The sequence below is a fragment of the Syntrophobacter fumaroxidans MPOB genome (genome assembly GCF_000014965.1).
Lineage (GTDB): Bacteria > Desulfobacterota > Syntrophobacteria > Syntrophobacterales > Syntrophobacteraceae > Syntrophobacter > Syntrophobacter fumaroxidans.
On record NC_008554.1, the window covers coordinates 140,729 to 161,673 of the forward strand.

A 20,945-nucleotide genomic window follows, 5' to 3' on the forward strand; every position below is an offset into this window, starting at 1 on the left:
ACCGGGCGCAGGCCGCTCTCCGGGCAACCTGGGCTTATTTCTTCTTGTTGCTGCGCTTGGAAGCTTTGAGAGGGTTGATCTTTTGCTGCAGACCCTGCTGCTCGGCCTTCGCATGGGTTGCGAAGTTGCAGGTGCTCGACCTCCACTTGACGGCGGGGTTGGGGTAACTGGTGCAATAGATCCCATTGGACCATTCCGACGTACGCTGGCAGCCCTCGCACTGTTCGACGACCGGGTGGCAGAAGCCTCCATTGTAGCCGCATCCCGATTTGGTCATGAAGGCACACTCCGCTCCGGTCTTTACAGTCTCACAAATCATGACAAGCACCTCCGATTCTGATATTGTTTTGAGTCAATTCGAGTCCAAACCGCAGCGAATAATATCCAGGTTTTTCGCGGTGTCAAGAGGATTCGACCCGGTTTCTCGCAATGGGGATTCATTTTTTGCGTGAACCTTTGCGTCGAAGCCGAGAAACTCCTTTTCCCTTGTGAACGGGTACAGTATAAACTCAAGTGACGATTTTTCCCCTTAGCCGTTCGGACATGCGGGCTGCTGAAGAGCGACCGGCCGGGACGGTACCACCGGGAGAAACTACCTCTCAGACCAAAAAACGAGTTGGCTAAAAGAGTTGCGCTGATTTGAGGCGAGCAATTTAAGTCTAAGGCGAAAGTCTCCGTTATAGAGACTAGTTGCTTGTTAATTTGAGGATTGTTGGCTGGAAAGGTGAGATTTGTGGCCAAGAAAATCGGGGAACTGCTTCTTCAGGAAGGATTGATCAGCAAGGAACAGCTTGACCGGGCTCTGAACGAGCAACACCAAACCGGGGAACGAATCGGAGGGGTCCTACTCAAACTGGGATTCGTCAGTGAAGAAATGCTCACGGAGTTCATTGCCAAGCAGTACAGCGCTCCTCAGGTGAACATCGCTAAACTGACCGTCCCTAAAGATGTACTCGGTTTGATTCCCCTCGATATCGCCGCCAAGTACCAGGCCGTTCCCTTCGGTGTGATGGGAACTACCGTGAACGTTGCCATGGCGGATCCGGGCAATCTGTTCGTGATCGATGACATGCGCTTCCTGACGAGGAAGAACATCCAGGTTCACGTGGCTTCCGAACCGGCGATCAAGAAACTGCTCAGCCAGTTCTACGCGCCGGATGACAATTTCGACGACGTCCTTGGCATGCTCAAGGAAGACGTCGATGTCGACGTCATAGAAACCGCGGAGGAGATGGATCTCTCTTTCCTGGAAGACGCCGCGGAACAGGCGCCCGTGGTCAAACTGGTGAATCTCATCATGATGGATGCAATCCGGAAACAGGCGTCGGACATCCATCTCGAGCCATATGAAAAGCTGATGCGGGTACGGTTTCGAATCGACGGCGTGCTCTACGAAATCATGCGACCGCCGCTGCAACTGAAAAACGCGCTGATCTCGCGCATCAAGATCATGGCTCGTTTGGACATCGCAGAGCGGCGGCTGCCCCAGGACGGCCGCATCAAGCTCAAGGCCAAGGGGCGCGAGATGGATTTTCGCGTTTCCGTCCTGCCGACGCTGTTCGGCGAAAAGGTGGTTCTGCGTCTGCTGGATAAGTCCGGTCTGCAACTGGACATGACCAAGCTGGGGTTTGAGGAGCTCCAGTACAAACATTTTCGAGAGGCCATCTACCAGCCTTTTGGAATGGTGCTGGTGACCGGCCCCACAGGGAGCGGGAAGACCACGACGCTCTACAGCGCCCTCTCGGAGCTCAACAAGCTGAGCCACAACATCTCCACCGCGGAGGACCCCGTCGAATACAACATGGTCGGCATCAACCAGGTGCAGATCCACGATGCCATCGGGCTCAACTTCGCGAACGCGCTGCGATCATTCCTGCGTCAGGACCCCGACATCATCATGGTCGGTGAGGTGCGGGATTTCGAAACGGCGGAAATCGCCGTGAAAGCGGCGCTCACGGGACACCTGGTTTTGAGCACCCTGCACACCAATGACGCTCCGAGCACCATCAACCGGCTGCTCAACATGGGCGTGGAATCCTTCCTGGTTTCATCCGCCGTCAACCTGGTCATCGCGCAGAGACTGGTGCGGCGGGTGTGTCTGGAATGTCGGGAAGTGGAGGATGTGACTCATGAAACCCTTCTCGACCTGGGGTTGAGAGAGGATGAGCTGGGGACTTTCGAATGTTTCCGGGGGCGGGGGTGCGCGGTGTGCAATGACACGGGATATCGAGGGCGAGTGGCATTGTACGAAGTGATGCCCATGCATGAACAGATCCGCGAACTGGTGCTCATGGGGGCTTCCGCCGCGGAGATCAAGAAAGAGTCCATTCGCCTGGGGATGATCACTCTGAGGCGGAGCGGCATCAACAAGCTTAAGGCTGGGATTACCTCCGTGGAGGAAGTCATAAGGTCTTCCGCCAAGGACTAACGCGGAGAGATGTCCTGATGACGGTCATCCTTCAGCGGTGAAACCCAATTAGGTTAGGAGCGAGAAATGCCCATTTATCTCTGGTCGGGGACCGATCGTGCGGGGAAGAAGCAGAAAGGGGAAATCGAGGCGGACAACCTGGCTCTTGCCCGCCAGATGATCTCGCGCAAGAACATCACCATCAAGAATATGCGGCTGAAACCCAAGGACATCAGCGAGTATATTCCGGCGCTGCAGGGCGGGGTCAAGGAAAAGGAACTGGTCATCTTCGTGCGCCAGTTTTCAACCATGATCGATGCGGGCCTGCCCCTCGTGCAATGCCTGGAAATCCTCCAGGAGCAGCAGGAGAACTCCACCTTCAAGAGGATCATCAAGAAGGTGAAGAAGGATGTGGAAGAAGGGGCGACGCTCTCCGATGCAATTCGCAAGCACCCGAAAGTGTTTGACAATCTTTTTGTGAACCTGGTCGCCGCCGGGGAAGTGGGCGGCATCCTGGACGTCATTCTGAACCGCCTGGCCGCCTATATCGAAAAGGTGGCCAAGCTCAAGAGGAGAGTCAAGGGCGCCATGACCTATCCGGCGATCGTGGTCACCATCGCCCTGCTCGTCGTGGCGGTCATCCTCATATACGTCATTCCCGTGTTTGCGGGGCTCTTCAGAGAGGCGGGGGCAAAGCTCCCGGCAATGACCCTTGCGGTCATGAATTTGAGCGACTTCGCGCAGAACTACTTCCACTGGATCATACTGGGACTCGTTTTGGCCTATCTCGGTTTCAGACAATTCAGGAAAAACGATAAGGGGCGGGAACTCACCGATCGGCTGGCCTTGAGGATCCCGGTGTTCGGGGGGCTCTTGAGGAAAGTCGCCGTCGCCCGTTTCACCCGGACCCTGGGAACCATGCTGGCCAGTGGAGTGCCTATTCTCGACGGCCTCGACATCGTCGCGGCCACTTCCGGCAATATGGTCATCGAAAAGGCGATCCGCGTGGCCCGGAACGCGATTTCCGAAGGGCGGCCCATCGCGGAGCCGCTCAGTGAAACCAAGGTCTTTCCGATGATGGTGACCCAGATGATCGCGGTGGGCGAAGCAACGGGCGCCCTGGACACGATGCTCGGGAAGATCGCCGACTTTTACGACGATGAAGTCGATACCGCCGTCGATGCGCTGACGTCTTTGCTCGAACCCATGTTGATCGTCTTTCTCGGCGTGACCATCGGCGGATTGCTGGTCGCCATGTATCTCCCCATCTTCCAGATCGCGGACGTGGTGGGCAGAGGAGCGTAATGTGCAGGTCGACTACGACCTGGAGGTAAATACAATCAACGGTGAGTTGGCGTTGCGCAGGAAGATACAGGGGCTGCTCCTCTTTCGGTTGCTGCTTGCTGTATTCTTCCTGCTGCTCACCATCATCGTGCAGAGCCGGCGCGATCAGGACCTCCTCTCCGCCCATCTTCAGCCCATCTACTTCTTTTCCTGCATCCTTTTCGTTTTCACCATCGTGGGGGCGCTCAGCCTAGGACGTATCCGGAACCTGAAGCGATTTGCCTACGTCCAGTTGTTTTTCGACGTGGGAGCGGTGACCGTGCTGATTTACCTGTCGGGCGGCGTGGAAAGCCTGTTCTCATTTCTCTACATGCCCGTCATCATTTGCGCCGCCGTGCTCCTCTACCGCCGCGGGAGTCTGCTCACCGCGGCCTTCAGCAGCGTCTGTTACGGAACCTTGCTGGATCTTCAGTATTTCGGGTGGCTGCTTCCCCTACACGTGGTCAACCAAACCGCTCAAGCGCGGGACAGCGGCTCCTATTTCCACAGCATCCTCATGAACATCGCCGTTTTTTACCTGGTTGCGTTCATGAGCGGTTATCTGGCGGAGGAACTGCAAAAATCCAGTCTGAAGATCGTCGAACAGAGCAAGGACCTTCGGCGCCTGGAGGTTCTGCATCGGAACATCGTCCACAGCATCACCAGCGGTCTCATAACCATCGGGCCGAGCGGAGAAATCCTCTTCTGCAACAACTTCGCACAGGACATCCTCGGGTTGCGCTCCGAGCCGGTCACGGGTCGCCGGTTTTCGTCCATTTTCCCCGGCCTCGATCCCTTGACGTGGCCTCGAGTGGTCGGCCCGGGACCAGGACATAAAAAAGGGCCTCCGGAACGCCCTGAAATCGTTTATCGAAACCCTCTCGGCGAGGAGCTTCACCTGGGGTATGCCGTCTCCGTTCTCCAGAATGAGACCGGCAAATGGGCCGGATGGATCTTCATCTTTCAGGACCTGACCCAGTTCAAGGCCATGGAGGAGCACCTCAAGCGCCTGGAACGGCTTGTGTTTGCGGGGCGGATTGCGGCGGAGATTTCACACGAGATCAAGAACCCCCTCGCGGCGATGAGCGGCGCGGTGCAGATGCTCGAGGATGAGTCGATCCCCGACGGCAGCCGGGCGCGGTTGATGAGTATCATTCATCGCGAGATCGATCGAATGAACAGCCTCGTGAAGGACTTTCTGTGGCTTGCAAAGAGCACTCACGGTCCGGAGAATGTCGAAAACGTGCCGGTGTGCGATCTCATCCAGGAAATCCTCGATCTTCTGAGCGCGCGGAACCGGGTCGCGTCCGAACACGTCATCAAGACCGCATTCGCGGCCTCTCCCATTTCGCGCATCGACCCCCACCATTTCAGGCAGATCGTGTGGAATCTGCTCGTGAACGCGCTGGACGCCATGCCCGGAGGCGGCCATCTGACGATTGCCGTTGGATTGCACCCCTCAGGCGACGGCTCCGGCCGGGAAACCCGGATCGATATCAGCGATTCCGGGTCCGGGATTCCGCGGGACGCGCGGACGCGCATCTTCGAACCGTTCTTCACCACGAAGAGCCAGGGAACCGGCCTGGGGCTCAGCATCGTCTATCACCTTGTTGAAAAGGCGAACGGCCGCATCGAAGTCACCCATCACGAAGAACCGTGCGGTACCACCTTCTCGCTTTTTTTCCCCCTTGCATCCTGATTGCCTCTTGCCAACTCAAACGGAAGTGATTATAAGCACTCACTGACGGTGAGTGCTAATAAACCAAGGTGCCCATTCTTCCGGGATACCGCTCATGTAGCCTAAACTCAAAGACCATGTTTCAGAAAGGAGTTGTGCAATGAACCTGAGACCGCTCAATGATCGTGTGGTGGTAAAACGCACCGAAGAGGAAGAGAAAACGGCCGGAGGCATCATCATTCCCGACACCGCCAAGGAAAAGCCCATCCAGGGCGAAGTGGTTGCCGTCGGCAACGGCAAAGTCATGGAAGACGGCTCCAGACGGCCCCTCGATGTGAAGGCCGGCGACAAGGTCCTGTTCGGCAAGTACGCGGGCACGGACATCAAGGTGGGAGGAGAAGAACTCCTGATCATGCGCGAAGACGATATCCTGGCGATCATTGAAAAATAAGCGACTTTTTGCCTGTTTGAATTCAAGCTTACACGTACGAAAGGGAGGAAACCCTCATGGCGAAACAGCTGATCTACGATGTCAAAGCTCGCGAAGCTTTGCTGAGCGGAGTGAATATTCTGGCGGACGCAGTGAAGGTAACGCTTGGTCCCAAAGGCCGCAACGTGGTGATTGAAAAGGCATTCGGCGGGCCTACCGTGACCAAGGACGGCGTGACCGTTGCCAAGGAAATCGAGCTCGAGGACAAGTTCGAGAACATGGGTGCCCAGATGGTGAAGGAAGTCGCCAGCAAGACCAGCGACGTTGCCGGTGACGGGACCACCACGGCGACCATACTCGCTCAGTCCATCTATTACGAAGGTTCCAAGCTGGTTGCCGCCGGTGCCAATCCCATGGCGCTCAAGCGCGGCATCGAAAAGGCTGTGCAGGTGGTGGTGGACGAACTGAAGAAGATCAGCAAGCCCACCAAGGACCAGAAGGAAATCGCCCAGGTCGGCACCATTTCGGCGAACAACGATCCCACCATCGGCAACATCATCGCCGAAGCCATGAACAAGGTGGGCAAGGAAGGTGTGATCACGGTCGAGGAAGCCAAGGCCATGGAGACAACCCTGGAAGTTGTCGAGGGCATGCAGTTCGATCGCGGCTATATTTCCCCGTATTTCGTGACCGACCCCGAAAAGATGGAAGTCCTTCTGAACGAACCCCTGATTCTCATCAACGAGAAGAAGATCAGCAACATGAAGGACCTGCTGCCGGTCCTGGAGCAGATCGCCAAGATGGGCAGACCGTTGCTGATCATTGCCGAAGACGTCGAAGGCGAAGCGCTGGCCACCCTGGTGGTGAACAAGCTGCGCGGAACGCTGCATGTGTGCGCCGTGAAGGCACCGGGATTCGGCGATCGCCGCAAGGCCATGCTCGACGACATCGCCATTCTGACCGGCGGCCAGGTGATCAGTGAAGAGAAGGGCATCAAGCTCGAGTCCGTCGGGCTGAACGATCTCGGGAAAGCAAAGACCATCCGGATCGACAAGGACAACACCACCATCGTCGACGGCGCGGGCGATCGCAAGGCGCTCGAAGGGCGGGTGCGCCAGATTCGGACCCAGATCGACGAGACCACCAGCGATTACGACCGTGAGAAGCTGCAGGAGCGGCTGGCAAAAATGGTCGGCGGAGTGGCGGTCATCAGTGTCGGCGCGGCCACCGAAACCGAAATGAAAGAGAAGAAGGCGCGCGTCGAGGACGCTTTGAACGCTACCCGGGCCGCAGTGGAGGAAGGCATCGTTCCCGGCGGCGGAGTGGCCTATCTGCGCTGCCTCGGGGCACTGGGAGCGGTGAACCTGGAAGGCGACGAAAAACTGGGGCTCAACATCGTCAAACGCGCACTTGAAGAGCCCGCCCGCCAGATTGCCATGAATGCCGGTGAGGAAGGCTCCGTAATCGTGCAGAGGGTCAAGTCCGAAACGGGCGCTTTCGGTTTCGACGCGGAAACCAGCCAGTTCTGCGACCTCATCGAAGCGGGTGTCATCGATCCGACCAAAGTGACCCGTACCGCTCTGCTCAACGCGGCCAGCGTTTCGGCATTGATGCTGACCACCGAGTGCATGGTTTCGGAAATCCCGAAAGAGGACAAGGGAGCCCCTGCAGGGATGGGCGGAATGCCCCCCGGAGGCGGAATGTACTAAAGGCGGGTGCCGCCGCGGTGTGAGTTGAGCGCGGCGCGTCCCACAGATTGACCAACCCTCCGTTTGCTCTTGCGCGACGGAGGGTTTTTTGTTTTCTTTTCAGACGCTCCGTTTCCGCGGGGCGGTTCTTTCAACCGGGTTGGATGCCGCGCTGAAGCCGTGCCGTTATCTGCTTGACTTGTCACAGTGGTGTGCTAAGAGAATTTGCCCCATGTGAGGAAGGCGCGGCGGGTGGAGAGCCCACGGGTGACAAACCTTGTGGAAAGCGGTAAAATTGCTTTCGGTCCGTAGAGTTATACTTGAATTGCCGAGAACCGGCCGGCTGTTTGGCCGAGTCGTATGTTGATTTTCAGGGGGGAGTCCACCATGGATTACAAAGCGACGTTGAATTTGCCCCAGACAGATTTCCCGATGAAGGCGAACCTGTCCAGGCGCGAGCCCGAGATCCTGGAAAAGTGGGAGGCGATGGGGCTCTACGACATGCTGCGGGAACGGAGTCGGGGGCGCCCGCCGTACATCCTCCATGACGGACCTCCTTATGCCAACGGGCACATCCACCTGGGGACGGCGCTCAACAAAATCCTCAAGGACATGATCGTCAAGTCGCAGCAGATGAGCGGGAAAAACGCCGTCTACGTGCCGGGCTGGGATTGCCATGGCCTGCCCATCGAGCACCAGGTGGACAAGGAACTCGGCAAACGAAAACAGACCATGTCCCAGGTGGAAATTCGCCGGCATTGCCGCAAGTATGCGGAGAAGTTCATCGACATCCAGAGAAATGAATTCCGGCGGCTGGGAGTGCTGGGCGAATGGAATAACCCGTACCTGACCATGTCTTACGACTACGAGGCGAGCATCGCCCGCGAGCTCGGGCGGTTTTTCCAGGAAGGCGGGGTGATCCGGAGCAAGAAACCGATCTACTGGTGCACCAGCTGCAAGACCGCGCTCGCTGAAGCCGAAGTGGAGTACCACGATCACACGTCTCCTTCAATCTATGTGAAATTCCCGATGAGTGCCGGGGGGCGTGCGAAGTTCCCCGAGTTGGCCGGGAAGGATGTTGCGGTGCTCATCTGGACCACCACGCCCTGGACGCTGCCCGCGAACCTGGCAATCGCCGTTCATCCCGATTTCACCTATGTGGCGGCGGACGTGGGCAGGGAGGTCTGGATTCTGGCCAGGGGCCTGCTGGAAAGCTGCATGGAAAGCTTCGGAATCAAGGACTACCGGGTACTGCGAACCTTTGAGGCCGGAGAACTGCGCGGCCTCGCCTGCAGCCATCCTTTCGTGGACAGGGAATCCGTGATCGTGACGGGGACGCACGTGACGCTGGAAGCCGGTACGGGCTGCGTCCACACGGCGCCCGGCCACGGACGCGAGGACTACGACATGGCCCTGGAATACGGGCTCGACGTCTATTCGCCGGTGGACGACAACGGCTGTTTCACCGACGATGTACCGTTGTTCGCGGGCCGGTTCGTTTTCGACGCAAACCGGGCCATCAACGCCAAGCTCGAAGAGACCGGGAAGCTGATCCTGGAAAAGAGCATCACCCACAGCTATCCGCATTGCTGGCGCTGCAAGAACCCGGTGATTTTCCGTGCGACCGAGCAGTGGTTCATTTCCATGGAGAAGAACGATCTGCGCGGCAGAGCGCTCCAATGGATCGACCGCGTGGACTGGATTCCCGGATGGGGACGGGACCGGATCCACAACATGATCGCCAACCGGCCCGACTGGTGCATCTCCCGGCAGCGTTCCTGGGGAGTTCCCATCTGTGTTTTCACGTGCAGAAAGTGTGGAACCGTGCTGGCTTCGAAGGAGCTCTTCGAAAAAACCGCGGCGCTTTTTGAACGGAACGGGGCGGACTGCTGGTTTGAAATGACCTCGGAAGAGCTGCTTCCGCCGGGGGCGACGTGTGCGGGCTGTGGCGGGCAGGATTTCGAGAAGGAGGAGGACATCCTGGATGTCTGGTTCGATTCCGGCGTTTCGCACGCGGCTGTCCTCGAGGCCCGTCCCGATCTGCGCTCTCCCGCGGATCTTTACCTGGAGGGCAGCGATCAGCACAGGGGCTGGTTTCATTCCTCCCTGCTGACGGCCGTCGGCACCCGGAATGCGGCCCCATACAAGAGCGTGCTAACGCACGGTTTCGTGGTTGACGGACAGGGCTACAAGATGTCCAAGTCCCTGGGAAACGTCATTGCGCCCGAGGAGATCATCCGGCAATACGGCGCGGAGGTGTTGCGGCTCTGGGTGTCCGCCGAGGATTACCGGGACGACGTCAGGATTTCTCCCGATATCTTGAAACGACTGAGCGAAGCGTATCGCCGGATCCGGAACACGTGCCGGTTTCTGCTCGGCAACCTGAATGATTTCGACCCGGAAAAGGATTCCGTCCCTTACGACCGGATGGATGAGCTCGACCGGTTTGCGCTCCACCAGTTGCAGGAATTCGTGCGCAGGGTGCGACAGGCGTACGAACGCTTCGAATTCCACCGAGTGTATCATGCGTTCCACAATTATTGCGTGGTGGACCTGAGCGCCTTCTACCTGGATATCCTCAAGGACCGGCTCTACACCTCCGGCGCTGCCGGTCCCGCCCGCCGATCGGCGCAGACGGCCGTTTACCGGATACTGAGCGCTCTGCTCAGGCTGATGGCCCCCATTCTTTCCTTCACTGCCGAGGAAGCCTGGTGGCACCTGCCGCACCAATCGAGCGAAACCGTGCACCTGGAGGAGTTTCCGGCGCCGGACGCGACCTGGGCGGATGAAGCCCTGAACCAGCGGTGGCAGAAAATCCTGACCCTGCGAAGCGATGTGACGAAGGCCCTGGAGGGGGCACGCCAGGCCAAGGCCATCGGGCATCCACTGGATGCGAAGGTGAAACTGGCGCTTCCCCCCGATTGGATTGCCGACTTTGCCGGGCAGGAGGAGATGCTTCGCACGGTCTTCATTGTCTCCGAGGTTGTCCTGGCTTCGGGTGAAGAACTGGCCGGCGCCGTCGAGGGAACGGAGGTCCCGGGGCTGTTGATCCGGGTGGAGCCGGCGTCGGGAGAGAAATGCGAGCGCTGCTGGATGCGCTCGGAGACGGTCGGTCAATTCTCCGATCATCCGGCCTTGTGCGGCCGCTGCCGCAACGTGGTCGCGGCCCACTGAACCGGGGCAAACTCCGGGCGATGGGAGGCTGAATCGACTGATACCGAGCTGCGTTCAGGATGACACAACACCTGCCCGGTGAGAGGTTGACGCGGGCGGGGATAAACGCCGCAGGGGAAAACCCGCGGCGGACCTTGTGTCACAGCGGGTTCACGCACGGGAAAGGACAAAGTGCAGACATGGTATTCCTGGTGGCCGTCGCCGGCACGATCATTCTTCTGGATCAACTGACCAAGCTCCTCATCCTGTACTATGTGCCCGTCAACACGGGACACGTCGTCATCCCCGGTTTTTTCAACCTGATCCACGTCCGGAACACCGGAGGAGCTTTCAGCATGCTGGCGGGAGCCGACGCAACGTGGCGCCTGCCTTTCTTCGTGGCGATGACCCTGATTGTTGTCGGGATCATCGTGTGGGCCTACCGGAAAATCGACAGGCGGGAACTCTGGACCCGCACCGCCTATGCGCTCATCTGCGGAGGCGCTCTGGGAAATCTCTCGGATCGTCTGCGCTTCGGGGAAGTGGTGGACTTCCTGGAATTTCACATCGGGACTTATTCGTGGCCGGCTTTCAATGTCGGGGACAGCGCCATTTCCGCCGGCGCGGTCATGCTCATCATCGCGCTGCTCAGGGGCAAGTAAACGAAAACGGGCGCATGGGAAGCGGCGCCCGTTTTCGCTATCGGTCTCGGGATGGAAGGAAGCGGCGTTACTTTTCGTCCTTTTTCTTCAGTCTCACCACGGTATCTTGAGGGACCATCCGTTTGGTTTCCCTGTCCCAGTTCTCCTGCTGAATGATCAGGCGATCGTTGAATATCTGGCTGATCACGCCGTTCTTGTCCGAAACGGGGGTCCCGATGCTCACGATATAGCCTTTCCCGGCACCGTCTTCGATGACGGCTTTGCGCCCGTATTCTCCCCAGGTGATCGCCCGCAGCCCCTTCTCGACCTCGGCGACGGTCATCTTCTGCAAGGGAGTCAGGGGCTTTTGCAGCTCATGCGAACCGTCGTCGTCGTCGGAACCGGCCCTCAGGCCTCGAGCGACAACGGCCACCGGAGAGATGAACGGTTTGAAGGGATCGATGACCCTGTTGGGGACATAGGTGAATTCATCTTTCATGAGAGCGGCGAGCGTCGCCTGGACGATGGGGGCGTGCTCGGGAGAGGGCGGCTTGGCGACAGGTTCGACGGGCGGAGGGCCGGGCGGTGCAGCCGTAGAAGGCGCCGCCGCAACGTTTGGCGTCGCGGGCTCGCCTGCCGGTGCCGGTGCATTTGGGGCCGCAACTCCGACCGGGGCGGGTGCCGCGGGTGCGGCTGCAGGCGCCGCGGGTTGCTGGGGAGAAGTGCTCGGCTGCGGAGCATTCTGAGCCTGGGCCGGTGCCTGATTCTGCGCCGCGGCGGCAACGACGAATCCGCAGAACGACAAAGCCAGCAGACAGCAGCAGACCTTGACAATTCGCAAAACAAACCGCGTACTTTCTTGCCCTCGAAGGAATCTGTTCATCGAAACACTCCTGCTTATGCAATCGACTCCTGCAATCGGATCAGCCACGCATATTCTTACACGCCACGGAAGTTATCGCAACCAAATTCAATACGTTGAGCTCCAGTGAGGAACGGTCCCTGGGAAACAACGACGATGCAGCTATGATCTGTTCCTGATTTTAATGTTGTGGACCTCCGGCTAATCCGCGCGAACGCCCTGACTGACCTCCCCGGTCATTGCCGCAGTTCCCGGGCCGCTGTCCACACCTTCCTCCAGGGACTCCTTTTTCAAAAGATTGTCCGCAATATCGCGGACAACAAATCTCTTGGAATACCGCGGGTAGAGCGCCAACGACTTGCGCAAAGCCGCGGCGGCCTCCTCCTTCTGCTCGGCTTTGATCAGAAAGAAACCCAAACCGAGCCATGCTTTCCCGTTTTCCGGATCGTGCTTCAGCGCCAGTCTCGCCTCGGCCACCGCGTTTTGCGCGTCGTCCCTCTGGTAATAATACCAGCCTTTCAGCAGGTGCGCGTCGGTCGAATCCGGTTGAAGCTCCAGGGCATAGTCCAGGAAAGCCTCTCCCAATTTCATTATCGTCATGGGCATCTGTTTTTCTTGAATAATAAATGCTATGGCCATGGAAAAATTGAACCTGGAGAACGGGTGACGGACATATTTTGCGGTGAAGCTCCACTTGCCTTTCTGTTCCTCGCTCAATTGTTCATCGGTGCGGATTTCTTCCGACAGCTTGAGGGTTTCGGCATCGCCGGGGTGTTCCTCGAGCGCGACGGCGATGAGTTTTTTGGCGATATCGGCGTCCCCGTAACGATAGAATACTTTCGCCGCCCAGGTTTGCGAGGGCATGTCGAACGGCGCGGTCGCCCAGCCTTCATCCGGGTTGATGCGTTTGGCCTTTGCGTCCTTAAGGATGGAGGTAATAAGGGTCGCAACCCTGACCTTGTCGATTGTCGGGCTGCCAAGCCTTTGAGTCCAGTACAGTGCCGATAGCGCAGATTCAAGCGCGCGGTCCAGTTTTTCTTGTCGGCGGTAAGCTTCGCCAAGGTTCGTGTAGATCGTTGCCATGACGTCTGCTTCAAACTCTCTGGGACGGGATTGAAGCAGTTCCTCGGTGCGTTCTATCGCTTTCTGCAGGTCGCCGGACCTGATAAGTGAAATCAATATGGCATTTGTCGCAACTGCGTAAGATTCGAACCTGGGTCGGGCCAGCGCAATTGATTTCTCGCCTGCCTCGACAGCCTTGTCATATTCTTTGGCGAAGTAGTAGGCGTTGGCCAGGTTGGCAAGTGCGCGCGGGTGGTTCGGCGCTTTCTCGGCAGCATCCTTGTGGAGAGTCATCGTACTCTCCCATGCCTCGTTTCTCTCGAAAGTGGCAAAGGTGAGCAGCGACGACAGGATCATGACAATGCTGCCCATCGCAAGAAGACGGTCGCGGGTCAAGAGCCTGGGCACGACGCGGCGAAAGGCCAGCTCGATTGCGGCGATAATGGAGATGAAGAAACCGACGGAAGGCAGGTAAAGCCTGTGTTCGAATACCAGTTCCAGGGGGACGAAGGTTGACTCCACCGACAGGTTGAGCAGAAACCAAACCATTCCATAACAGACAATCTGGAATCTATGACGCAAGCGAATAGCAAGCCACAGCAGCAGAACGAGAAACAGAATTGCGATCAGCGTGGTCGGGGGTGAGAGAAGGGATGTCGAGACCAAAACGTCGTGTTCCATGGAAAGCCGCGAAGGGGCAGGCCATAACAACAGGGAAATGTACCAGACGACGACGCGCGCCTGGGTCAATAGCCGTTCGGTCATTGTGAAATGTCTGAGGTCGTATTGTGAGATAATATGCAGAAAAACGAAAATGCTGAACGCGCCGCATGCAAGCAGGCAGGCGGACAAAAGGACTTTCGTCTTGATGGCGTACCTTTTGAGTCTCTGGAAGGACTTCGGGAGTAGATCCGGCTGGAAAAACCAGATTTCCGAAATGATCAGCATGATTGGCAGCGTCACGGCGTTTTCCTTCGAGAAAAAGGAGCATACTCCGGCCAGAAATGAGATCAGATAAAACAGGCGTGAGGAGTTCTCTGCGCTCACCGGGGGTTGGCGAAGGATGCGTCCCTTGAGATAGCACGCAACGCTAATGACATAGAAAAGAGCCTGCAAAGATGCCATGCGCTGGACCAGGTAAGTCACCGCACTGGTCTGAACGGGATTGAGCGCCCAAAGACACGCGACAAAAAATGCCATCCAAAAACCGGCCCTCATGTCGTCATCATGTCTGTGCTTGGATAACCTGAAGACCTGGAAGGCAAGAAATGCCACGCTGAGCGTTACCAGGAGGTGAATGGCAAGGTTGGTGGCGTGAAACAGAACCAGGCTGCTGCCCCCCAGTTTGTGGTTCAAGGCGAAAGTCAGAATGGGCACCCAGCGCTTCCAACCGAAAGGCGTGTTCGCAAGCGAAATCAGGCTCTCGGGGGAAAAATCCTTGAGGTAGACGTGGTCCGTGTTGATGAAAGAATGATAATCGTCCATGTAGGGTGGCGACAAGAATGTATTGCAGTACGCGGAGACGATCATCAGCGCCAGTACGAAGAGAGAGCCGCATTCCAACAGTCTTTTTTTCATTGATATCCTTAAGGAAAATTATTCCATATCACTCGTTGTTGCTCAACTGTGATTATTCCATAATATCCCTACTATACATGTATCGGATCAAAGGGGGAAGAAGACAAAAAAAAGCAAGGGAGCGCATGCAGGATGCCTGCACTCCCTTGCCAGTTAAGATGTGCGCCCTGGGGTTTGGGACGCTCCTAAATTTCTATTGCTCGCCCTCGAGTCCGAGCTGAACGGCCAGGGGACCAGCGAGAGCCCAGCCCCTGATCTTGGTCCGGCTGGTATCCATCCTCGGCGTCGCGGAGAGGGTCATCCCCGTCAGTGCCTTCAGTTCCTGGCACAAGGTGGGATCCTTAATCGTGATCAGCAGATATTCGCCCGCCCAACTGGGGGAGAAGCACTTAGTGTCGGCGTCTTGCACAAACTGCCCGAAGGTGGCAGTGCTACCGACGTCAAGCAACGTGTTCTTAAAGCTGAAGTACGTGCCCATGTTGGTCTCGATGGCATGCATGCCGGGGAAAACCTTCGAAACCATGCGGGACTTCTGGATGTATTTCTGATAGTACGGCACCGCCACGGCGGCCAGAATACCGATAATAGCCACGACGATCATCAACTCAACCAGGGTGAAACCCTTACTTTCACGCATCTTGATAAACATTTCCATCTCCTCCTTCGAAAAAATGTGTTTCAGTCCTCAAATTATTCACCAAGTAAGACACTTGAATGAACCCAACCCCCCTTTCACTTTCCACATACGGTATTTCCATTTACAGCACGCTTCGCAAATTTCCTCGCGACCTAAGCATTAAGCAAAAAGGATGCCGAAATCTCGAAAATGAAAAAAGAAAGCGCCAAATTGCCCCGAAATGCGATGGTTGCTCGATGATTTCAAGAAGGCATTCGTCGGCGACTCCATCGACGTTTTGCGCAAGTTCGGCCAAAGTGACGAAAATTGTCAGCGAAAATGACAATACACGGCATGTGTATGCTCGCGTCGGGCATCATGATGGCAAATGGTTTGAATCTGGCGTAGGGAGGAAACACCGTTTCGGACCGGAACCGACAGACCCGGGGGCGGGTTTCACCCCCGCCCGGTATTTGGATGCTCGTGGTTGGGGGATGTGTGGTCCGGCTTCTCCCGCTATGCGAGTGCACAGCCGGAGGAGTGTTACGGGGGGACCTGCTGCGTGCAGGACCGGTGATCACGACGCGGCGCTGACGCCATGCGCGGAACGGCGGAACCGGTTTCGCGCATGGCGATGGATGAGAACGACTGTGAAGACGGCCATTCCGAACTGGAAAGGCCGGAGTGGAAATGCATAGCGTGGAAACGGCGCACCGATCATGTGCACGAGCGTAAAATAGAGAACATAGCAGGAGGCCAGCCTGGTAACGCCCGCTGTAGCGGGCTCGAACACGCGCATCGCCGACGAGTGCCAGGCCAGCAGGCTTCCGAGCAGGCACAGAGCCACCAGAGGCCAGTGCAGGTAATACATGCATGAATGGGTCCATGCGAAGAGTCTCCTGTTCGTGTACGGAGTGCTGGAGATCGGATAGATAAAGGCATCCCCAACTCCCTGGACGGTGTTCCAGGACCAGAATTCGACCGGTTTTCCAACGAGAAACCATTTAAGGTGCGGCGCGGGCTGGTCGATAAACCGAGTCAAGACCTCCTTGAGGACGGAACCGAGGTTCGCCCCTATTTGAGGAGTTCGGGGGTCGAAGCGGTATGGAAAAGCATATGAATTGGGGTCATTGTTGAACATAAAATCCGGGTAGATGCCGTGGTGAAGGAAATCGATCATCAGGTTGTTGTCGCCCGGCTTGTCTTGCACGGACATGTTGCGGGTGAGCCACGGCGAGAGTGCGAGCATGCACCCCAGGAGCAGAAACGCACCGAGTTTGAGTCCTTTTGCGCGTCCGAAATCACGGATGAGGGGAATGAACATGGCTACGGGCAGATACTGAAGAACCGGGCGCACCAGGGAGGCAAGTCCCATCGATAGCCCCGTGAGCCCGGCGCGCAATGGAGAAGGACTTTTCGGGAGCAGGCTCGAAGCCCAGGCGGACAGCACGAGCAGGAAACAGAAGAGACTTTCCGACAGGATATAACTGTTGCCGACGATGAGATGCGGGCTCAGCGCGGTCAGCAGCGTGGCGACCAACGATGCAGGGCGGGGGAGGAATTTGAGGAAGAAGAAGAACGCGATCAGGATGGTCAGCGTGCTCAGAACGGCCTGGGTCAACACAATCTTGCCGAGCATTGCATGGGTGGGCGGACTGTCCACGAACGGCAGGAGAAAAAGGGGGTATCCCGGTGAACGCACTGCGTCCGGGGAAGCGGGGGCCCCGATGTCGGATAGAACCAGGCCTTCGCGGGAATATGTGCCTTTGTGGCGCAGATTGTACGCGTAACAGAAATAGTCCAGGGCATCCGATCGCAAAGGTTTGGTGACCTTGGTTTCCGAAACCGATTCGCACCTCATGTAAAATCCCAGTGCGGTGATCAGAACCAGGGCGATCAAACAGGCCGGACCCAATTTCTTGATCATTTGGTTAATCCTCTTGCGTTTCAGAACGGGGACGGAGATATTGGCGCAACCGGGCATCGGTTGAGCGGGTCTCGGACAACCGAGGCAGACTACAGCAACCATTCAGGGGAAACAAGCATTGGATCAGCCGCCGACGGAGGGTTTCCCCCAAGCTTTGGAGAAGCGCATCATGGGCAATGACAGCGTGTCCCGAGCCTGGACATCCACGCAAGGCTCCACCTCGCTGGGCCGACCGGTCAGGCTTACCCTGGTGATTCCTTGCTACAACGAGGAAAAGACGCTCGAAAAGTGCGTGCAAAGAGTCCTCCGGATCCGGGACGAGGAATTGACCCTGGAAATCATCATCGTGGACGACCATTCTCAGGATGACAGTCCTTCCATCGCTTTGTCACTAGCAAAACGCATACCAGAAATCGCCGTCGTTTGTCATGATCGAAACATGGGGAAGGGAGCGGCACTGCGGACAGGATTTCAAAAAGCGACCGGCGATTATGTCGCCGTTCAGGACGCCGATCTCGAATATGACCCGTGGGACCTGAAGAAGCTGCTGGTTCCCCTGGTAAACGATGAGGCGGACGTCGTTCTGGGGTCGCGCTTCCTGACCGCCGGCCCCCACCGCGTGCTCTACTTCTGGCATTCCCTGGGAAACAAGTTCCTCACCCTGCTTTCCAACATGTTCTCCGACCTGAACCTCACCGACATGGAAACCTGCTACAAGGTATTCAGGAGAGAGTTCATCCAGGACATCACGATCGAGGAAAACCGGTTCGGAGTCGAACCCGAGCTCGTTGCCAAGATGGCTGCGAAACGCGTGCGCATTTTCGAGATGGGCATTTCCTACTACGGCCGCACCTATGAGGAAGGAAAAAAAATAAAGGCAAAAGACGGGCTCCGGGCTTTTTACTGCATCTTTCACTACAATGCCCCCACCGCGCCGATGCCCATTCAATTCCTCATCTACCTGCTGATCGGTGGGCTGTCCGCGCTCTTCAACCTTTTTCTATTCCTCGGAACCCTGGCCTTGGGCTGGACCGCTCCGTTGTCCGCCGCAACCGCATACGTCGCCGCCGCCGGTATGAATTATCTGCTTTGCATCGCGCTTCTTTTCAGGCACAAGGCAAGGTGGAACTCCCTGATGGAGTTGGCGGTCTATTGCCTGATCGTCATCCTGGTCGGCGTGCTGGACGTGGGGCTGACCCACGTGCTGCTGCTGTCGGGTATGGCGCCGTGGTTGGCGAAATCGGCCGCCTCGGTGGCGGGATTGATACTGAACTTCCTGGGCAGGAAATACTTCGTGTTCCCTCAGCCTTCGGCGGGGCCGTGGAAGTCCCGGCCGGGACCCGGTGGGTGAGCGGAGGCCTGCCGACGGATGCCCGTCCCCGGGCGGGCGGATGCCGAGTCACGCCCGATGGCTTGAAACGCGTTCTTGCGCCCCTGGCGAGCAAGCGATGCCAAAGCGATGCTTTCCCGTTTCGTTTCGAAGCTGAAATTCCTGTCGGTTCTCGTCTGTATTGCCTGTTTCTGTTATATCGCATGGCAGTCGCGTTCGCTGATCCTGTCGGTTCTTCGGAACGCTCATCTCGGCTATCTTCTTGCCGCCGTTTGCGTCTGGAGTCTCTCTCACCTGACGGCTCCCCTCGGTGTTTCCATGATCTACCGAAGCCTGGGACGAACGGTCCCCTACCGCTTTGCCCTGGGCACTCATCTCGGTCTCCTGCCCGCCCGCTATCTGCCCGGCGGGATATGGCACACGGTCGGGCGCGGTATCCGGTATCATCGGTACGGCATCGATTCCTCCCTGGTGACGGTGGGCATTTTCCTGGAAACGGCCTTCGACCTGGGAATGGCGTTTATTCTGGGAGGAGGGTGTATCTGGGCCCTTCGCGGCACCGGCGGGTGGCTGGGGCTTTCCGCCGCGGTTCTGCTGTGGATGAGCCTGGCCGGTCTGGCCGTTACTCCGATGCTGATCCCGCTGGCTGTAGGACAGGCCCGATACAAGGTGTCCTTGCCTCGGTATCTCGAGGCGCTTGGAGCCTATGCAATGTTCTCGTGCATAGGCCCGGCCGCCTTTATCCTCTACCTGCTCTCGTTGCGGGTCATTACAGCCGACGTTTCGCTGCTCGAGATCGCGGGCGCCTACCTGTATTCATGGGGACTGGGAGTTCTCGCTTTCTTCGCCCCTCAGGGAATCGGCGTGTTCGAGGTGGTGGCGGGCGCGCTTCTTGCCCCCCCCAGTGCGCTTGGGAGCGTGGCCGTCCTGATCGCGGGGTTCCGGCTGATCCGATTGCTTTCGGATGCGGCGGGCTGGGGGGTATCCTGGTGTTTCAAGCCGCGGGAGGACGGCCAAATCGGGGAAGAGGGCTGACCGAGCCTTGAGAGTTTCTCTATTCGATGCGTGGGACACCGTGCCGGACCAGCATCCGCAGTTTGTGGGGGATGAGCGTAAACGGCGCAAGAAAGTCGCGGACACCCGTTTTCCTGCCGGTCTGTGCTTCCCTGCGGAGTTGGCGAAGCTGATGCCTCCTGCGAAATATCTCCTTCAGGGAATGAAGGTAGATATCTTGAAAAACATGCATATCCCTCTTGATCAGGCCGATCAGCACGCCTTCCACAAGGAGGGCGAGCAGGTGAACGGGCAAAACGAGTTGAAGGAGAGGTGGTGGAAAGGTCAGGATCATGACGAAGCTCTTGTTGCGTTCGCTCAAGGCCCTTCTGCGCAGGGTCGTGCGCAACGCGTTGCCGACTACCTTCCCGCCCCCCAGTGTCTTGCCCACGAGATGATCGAAGCCCGAGCGGGACAGCGCGATCACACGGCAGCCTCTCAGCCTGGCGAGGCAACACAAATACATGTCCTCCGCTAGGCTTCCGAACCATTCGGGGAATCCGCCCAGTTCGTTCCACAGCACCCGCGGAATCCACAAACAGGCGCCGATGACCATTCCCACGTGAAGCCGGGCCGGGTTGAGGTTCGGGATGGGATTGAGGAACGGATCGAAGAGGCTGCCGATGTCGATCATCTGCTTCGTTTGCATGTCGTGCTGCGGCAACCCCATAATCGCCTGGCTCCCCGGGGACTCGGCAGCCGCATGCAACGTCGCCAGCGCATCGGGGTGTAGCGCCGCGTCGTTATTCAGAAGCAAAACATACGGTCCCCTGGCCCGGGCGACCATGCGGTTGTTGCTGACGCAGAAGCCCACGTTCTCGCCGCTTTCGATCAACTCGACCCCGGGGAAATGCTTCCGGATGAAAGCGACGGAGCCGTCCCGGGAAGCATCGTCGTGAACGATGACCTCGACGGGGAAATCGCAAACCTGAGAATAGACGGAGTCCAGGCAGGGGCCGATGACGTCGATCCCGTTGAAGTTGGCGATGCATACCGAACAGACGGGCCTGTCCGGGAGATTCGAATCGCTGTCCGGGTTCTTGACCGATATCATGAACATCCCCACAACAAACCCGCGGAGTCATCCGCGAGTGTATGAACCTCCACGGCCAGACAGGCCGCTCGACAAGCGCGCCTCTACTCGATGCCGAAAATATCGCTCCGTCGCGTTTGTGGATATCACCAAACCTCTGCGCT

15 protein-coding genes are annotated in these 20,945 nt (G+C 57.7%); 9 read left to right on the forward strand and 6 right to left on the reverse strand.

The features are described 5' to 3' along the window. Window positions 1–34 precede the first annotated feature (34 nt). A complete protein-coding gene (locus tag SFUM_RS00620) occupies window positions 35–319 on the reverse strand; it encodes a PxxKW family cysteine-rich protein (RefSeq protein ID WP_011696992.1) in 285 nt (94 codons plus the stop codon). Between the two features lie 414 nt (window positions 320–733). On the opposite strand from SFUM_RS00620, the gene pilB reads away from it, so the two are divergent. The 7 genes from pilB to lspA all read left to right on the forward strand — a co-directional run bounded on the left by pilB (window position 734) and on the right by lspA (window position 11,341). After that, window positions 734–2,428, forward strand: coding sequence for a type IV-A pilus assembly ATPase PilB (gene pilB, locus SFUM_RS00625; protein WP_041439514.1), 1,695 nt, complete (start codon window positions 734–736; stop codon window positions 2,426–2,428). A 66-nt stretch (window positions 2,429–2,494) separates the two neighbouring features. Then, a complete protein-coding gene (locus tag SFUM_RS00630) occupies window positions 2,495–3,712 on the forward strand; it encodes a type II secretion system F family protein (RefSeq protein ID WP_011696994.1) in 1,218 nt (405 codons plus the stop codon). Window position 3,713: 1 nt separating this feature from the next. After that, on the forward strand, window positions 3,714–5,429 hold the full coding sequence (locus SFUM_RS00635; protein ID WP_011696995.1) for a two-component system sensor histidine kinase NtrB: 1,716 nt from the start codon (window positions 3,714–3,716) through the stop codon (window positions 5,427–5,429). A 139-nt stretch (window positions 5,430–5,568) separates the two neighbouring features. Further along, window positions 5,569–5,859: a co-chaperone GroES gene (gene groES, locus SFUM_RS00640; protein ID WP_011696996.1), complete on the forward strand. Its 291-nt coding sequence runs from the start codon at window positions 5,569–5,571 to the stop codon at window positions 5,857–5,859. Window positions 5,860–5,915: 56 nt separating this feature from the next. Beyond that, the gene (gene groL / locus SFUM_RS00645; RefSeq protein WP_011696997.1) at window positions 5,916–7,547 is read left to right on the forward strand and encodes a chaperonin GroEL; all 1,632 of its coding nucleotides are present in this window, start codon (window positions 5,916–5,918) and stop codon (window positions 7,545–7,547) included. Between the two features lie 366 nt (window positions 7,548–7,913). After that, the gene (gene ileS, locus SFUM_RS00650; RefSeq protein WP_011696998.1) at window positions 7,914–10,700 is read left to right on the forward strand and encodes an isoleucine--tRNA ligase; all 2,787 of its coding nucleotides are present in this window, start codon (window positions 7,914–7,916) and stop codon (window positions 10,698–10,700) included. A 179-nt stretch (window positions 10,701–10,879) separates the two neighbouring features. Further along, on the forward strand, window positions 10,880–11,341 hold the full coding sequence (gene lspA / locus SFUM_RS00655; RefSeq protein ID WP_011696999.1) for a signal peptidase II: 462 nt from the start codon (window positions 10,880–10,882) through the stop codon (window positions 11,339–11,341). Between the two features lie 67 nt (window positions 11,342–11,408). On the opposite strand, the gene SFUM_RS00660 is transcribed toward lspA, so the two are convergent. The 4 genes from SFUM_RS00660 to SFUM_RS00675 all read right to left on the reverse strand — a co-directional run bounded on the left by SFUM_RS00660 (window position 11,409) and on the right by SFUM_RS00675 (window position 17,365). Further along, window positions 11,409–12,203 (reverse strand): hypothetical protein, encoded by a 795-nt coding sequence (locus tag SFUM_RS00660; protein WP_011697000.1) that lies wholly within the window; start codon window positions 12,201–12,203, stop codon window positions 11,409–11,411. Between the two features lie 180 nt (window positions 12,204–12,383). Next, complete coding sequence (locus SFUM_RS00665) at window positions 12,384–14,822, reverse strand: tetratricopeptide repeat protein (protein ID WP_011697001.1); 2,439 nt, start codon at window positions 14,820–14,822, stop codon at window positions 12,384–12,386. A gap of 193 nt (window positions 14,823–15,015) precedes the next feature. Beyond that, on the reverse strand, window positions 15,016–15,459 hold the full coding sequence (locus SFUM_RS23875) for a type IV pilin protein (RefSeq protein WP_086014334.1): 444 nt from the start codon (window positions 15,457–15,459) through the stop codon (window positions 15,016–15,018). A gap of 556 nt (window positions 15,460–16,015) precedes the next feature. Then, window positions 16,016–17,365, reverse strand: a complete 1,350-nt coding sequence (locus tag SFUM_RS00675; RefSeq protein WP_011697003.1) for a glycosyltransferase family protein — start codon at window positions 17,363–17,365, stop codon at window positions 16,016–16,018. A gap of 169 nt (window positions 17,366–17,534) precedes the next feature. Here SFUM_RS00675 and SFUM_RS00680 point away from each other — a divergent pair, with 169 nt between their 5' ends. Further along, window positions 17,535–18,716, forward strand: a complete 1,182-nt coding sequence (locus SFUM_RS00680) for a bifunctional glycosyltransferase family 2/GtrA family protein (RefSeq protein ID WP_011697004.1) — start codon at window positions 17,535–17,537, stop codon at window positions 18,714–18,716. Between the two features lie 108 nt (window positions 18,717–18,824). Continuing rightward, the gene (locus tag SFUM_RS00685) at window positions 18,825–19,730 is read left to right on the forward strand and encodes a hypothetical protein (RefSeq protein WP_011697005.1); all 906 of its coding nucleotides are present in this window, start codon (window positions 18,825–18,827) and stop codon (window positions 19,728–19,730) included. Window positions 19,731–19,749: 19 nt separating this feature from the next. On the opposite strand, the gene SFUM_RS00690 is transcribed toward SFUM_RS00685, so the two are convergent. Further along, complete coding sequence (locus SFUM_RS00690) at window positions 19,750–20,802, reverse strand: glycosyltransferase family 2 protein (RefSeq protein ID WP_041441253.1); 1,053 nt, start codon at window positions 20,800–20,802, stop codon at window positions 19,750–19,752. Between the last annotated feature and the right edge of the window lie 143 nt (window positions 20,803–20,945).

Excerpts from the sequence above, each read along its gene's own strand:
- SFUM_RS00620 (WP_011696992.1), bottom strand. The coding sequence starts at position 319 with ATGATTTGTGAGACTGTAAAGACCGGAGCGGAGTGTGCCTTCATGACC.
- SFUM_RS00630 (WP_011696994.1), top strand. The coding sequence starts at position 2,495 with ATGCCCATTTATCTCTGGTCGGGGACCGATCGTGCGGGGAAGAAGCAG.
- groES (WP_011696996.1), top strand. The coding sequence starts at position 5,569 with ATGAACCTGAGACCGCTCAATGATCGTGTGGTGGTAAAACGCACCGAA.
- groL (WP_011696997.1), top strand. The coding sequence starts at position 5,916 with ATGGCGAAACAGCTGATCTACGATGTCAAAGCTCGCGAAGCTTTGCTG.
- ileS (WP_011696998.1), top strand. The coding sequence starts at position 7,914 with ATGGATTACAAAGCGACGTTGAATTTGCCCCAGACAGATTTCCCGATG.
- lspA (WP_011696999.1), top strand. The coding sequence starts at position 10,880 with ATGGTATTCCTGGTGGCCGTCGCCGGCACGATCATTCTTCTGGATCAA.
- SFUM_RS00660 (WP_011697000.1), bottom strand. The coding sequence starts at position 12,203 with ATGAACAGATTCCTTCGAGGGCAAGAAAGTACGCGGTTTGTTTTGCGA.
- SFUM_RS00665 (WP_011697001.1), bottom strand. The coding sequence starts at position 14,822 with ATGAAAAAAAGACTGTTGGAATGCGGCTCTCTCTTCGTACTGGCGCTG.
- SFUM_RS23875 (WP_086014334.1), bottom strand. The coding sequence starts at position 15,459 with ATGCGTGAAAGTAAGGGTTTCACCCTGGTTGAGTTGATGATCGTCGTG.
- SFUM_RS00675 (WP_011697003.1), bottom strand. The coding sequence starts at position 17,365 with ATGATCAAGAAATTGGGTCCGGCCTGTTTGATCGCCCTGGTTCTGATC.
- SFUM_RS00680 (WP_011697004.1), top strand. The coding sequence starts at position 17,535 with ATGGGCAATGACAGCGTGTCCCGAGCCTGGACATCCACGCAAGGCTCC.
- SFUM_RS00685 (WP_011697005.1), top strand. The coding sequence starts at position 18,825 with ATGCTTTCCCGTTTCGTTTCGAAGCTGAAATTCCTGTCGGTTCTCGTC.
- SFUM_RS00690 (WP_041441253.1), bottom strand. The coding sequence starts at position 20,802 with ATGATATCGGTCAAGAACCCGGACAGCGATTCGAATCTCCCGGACAGG.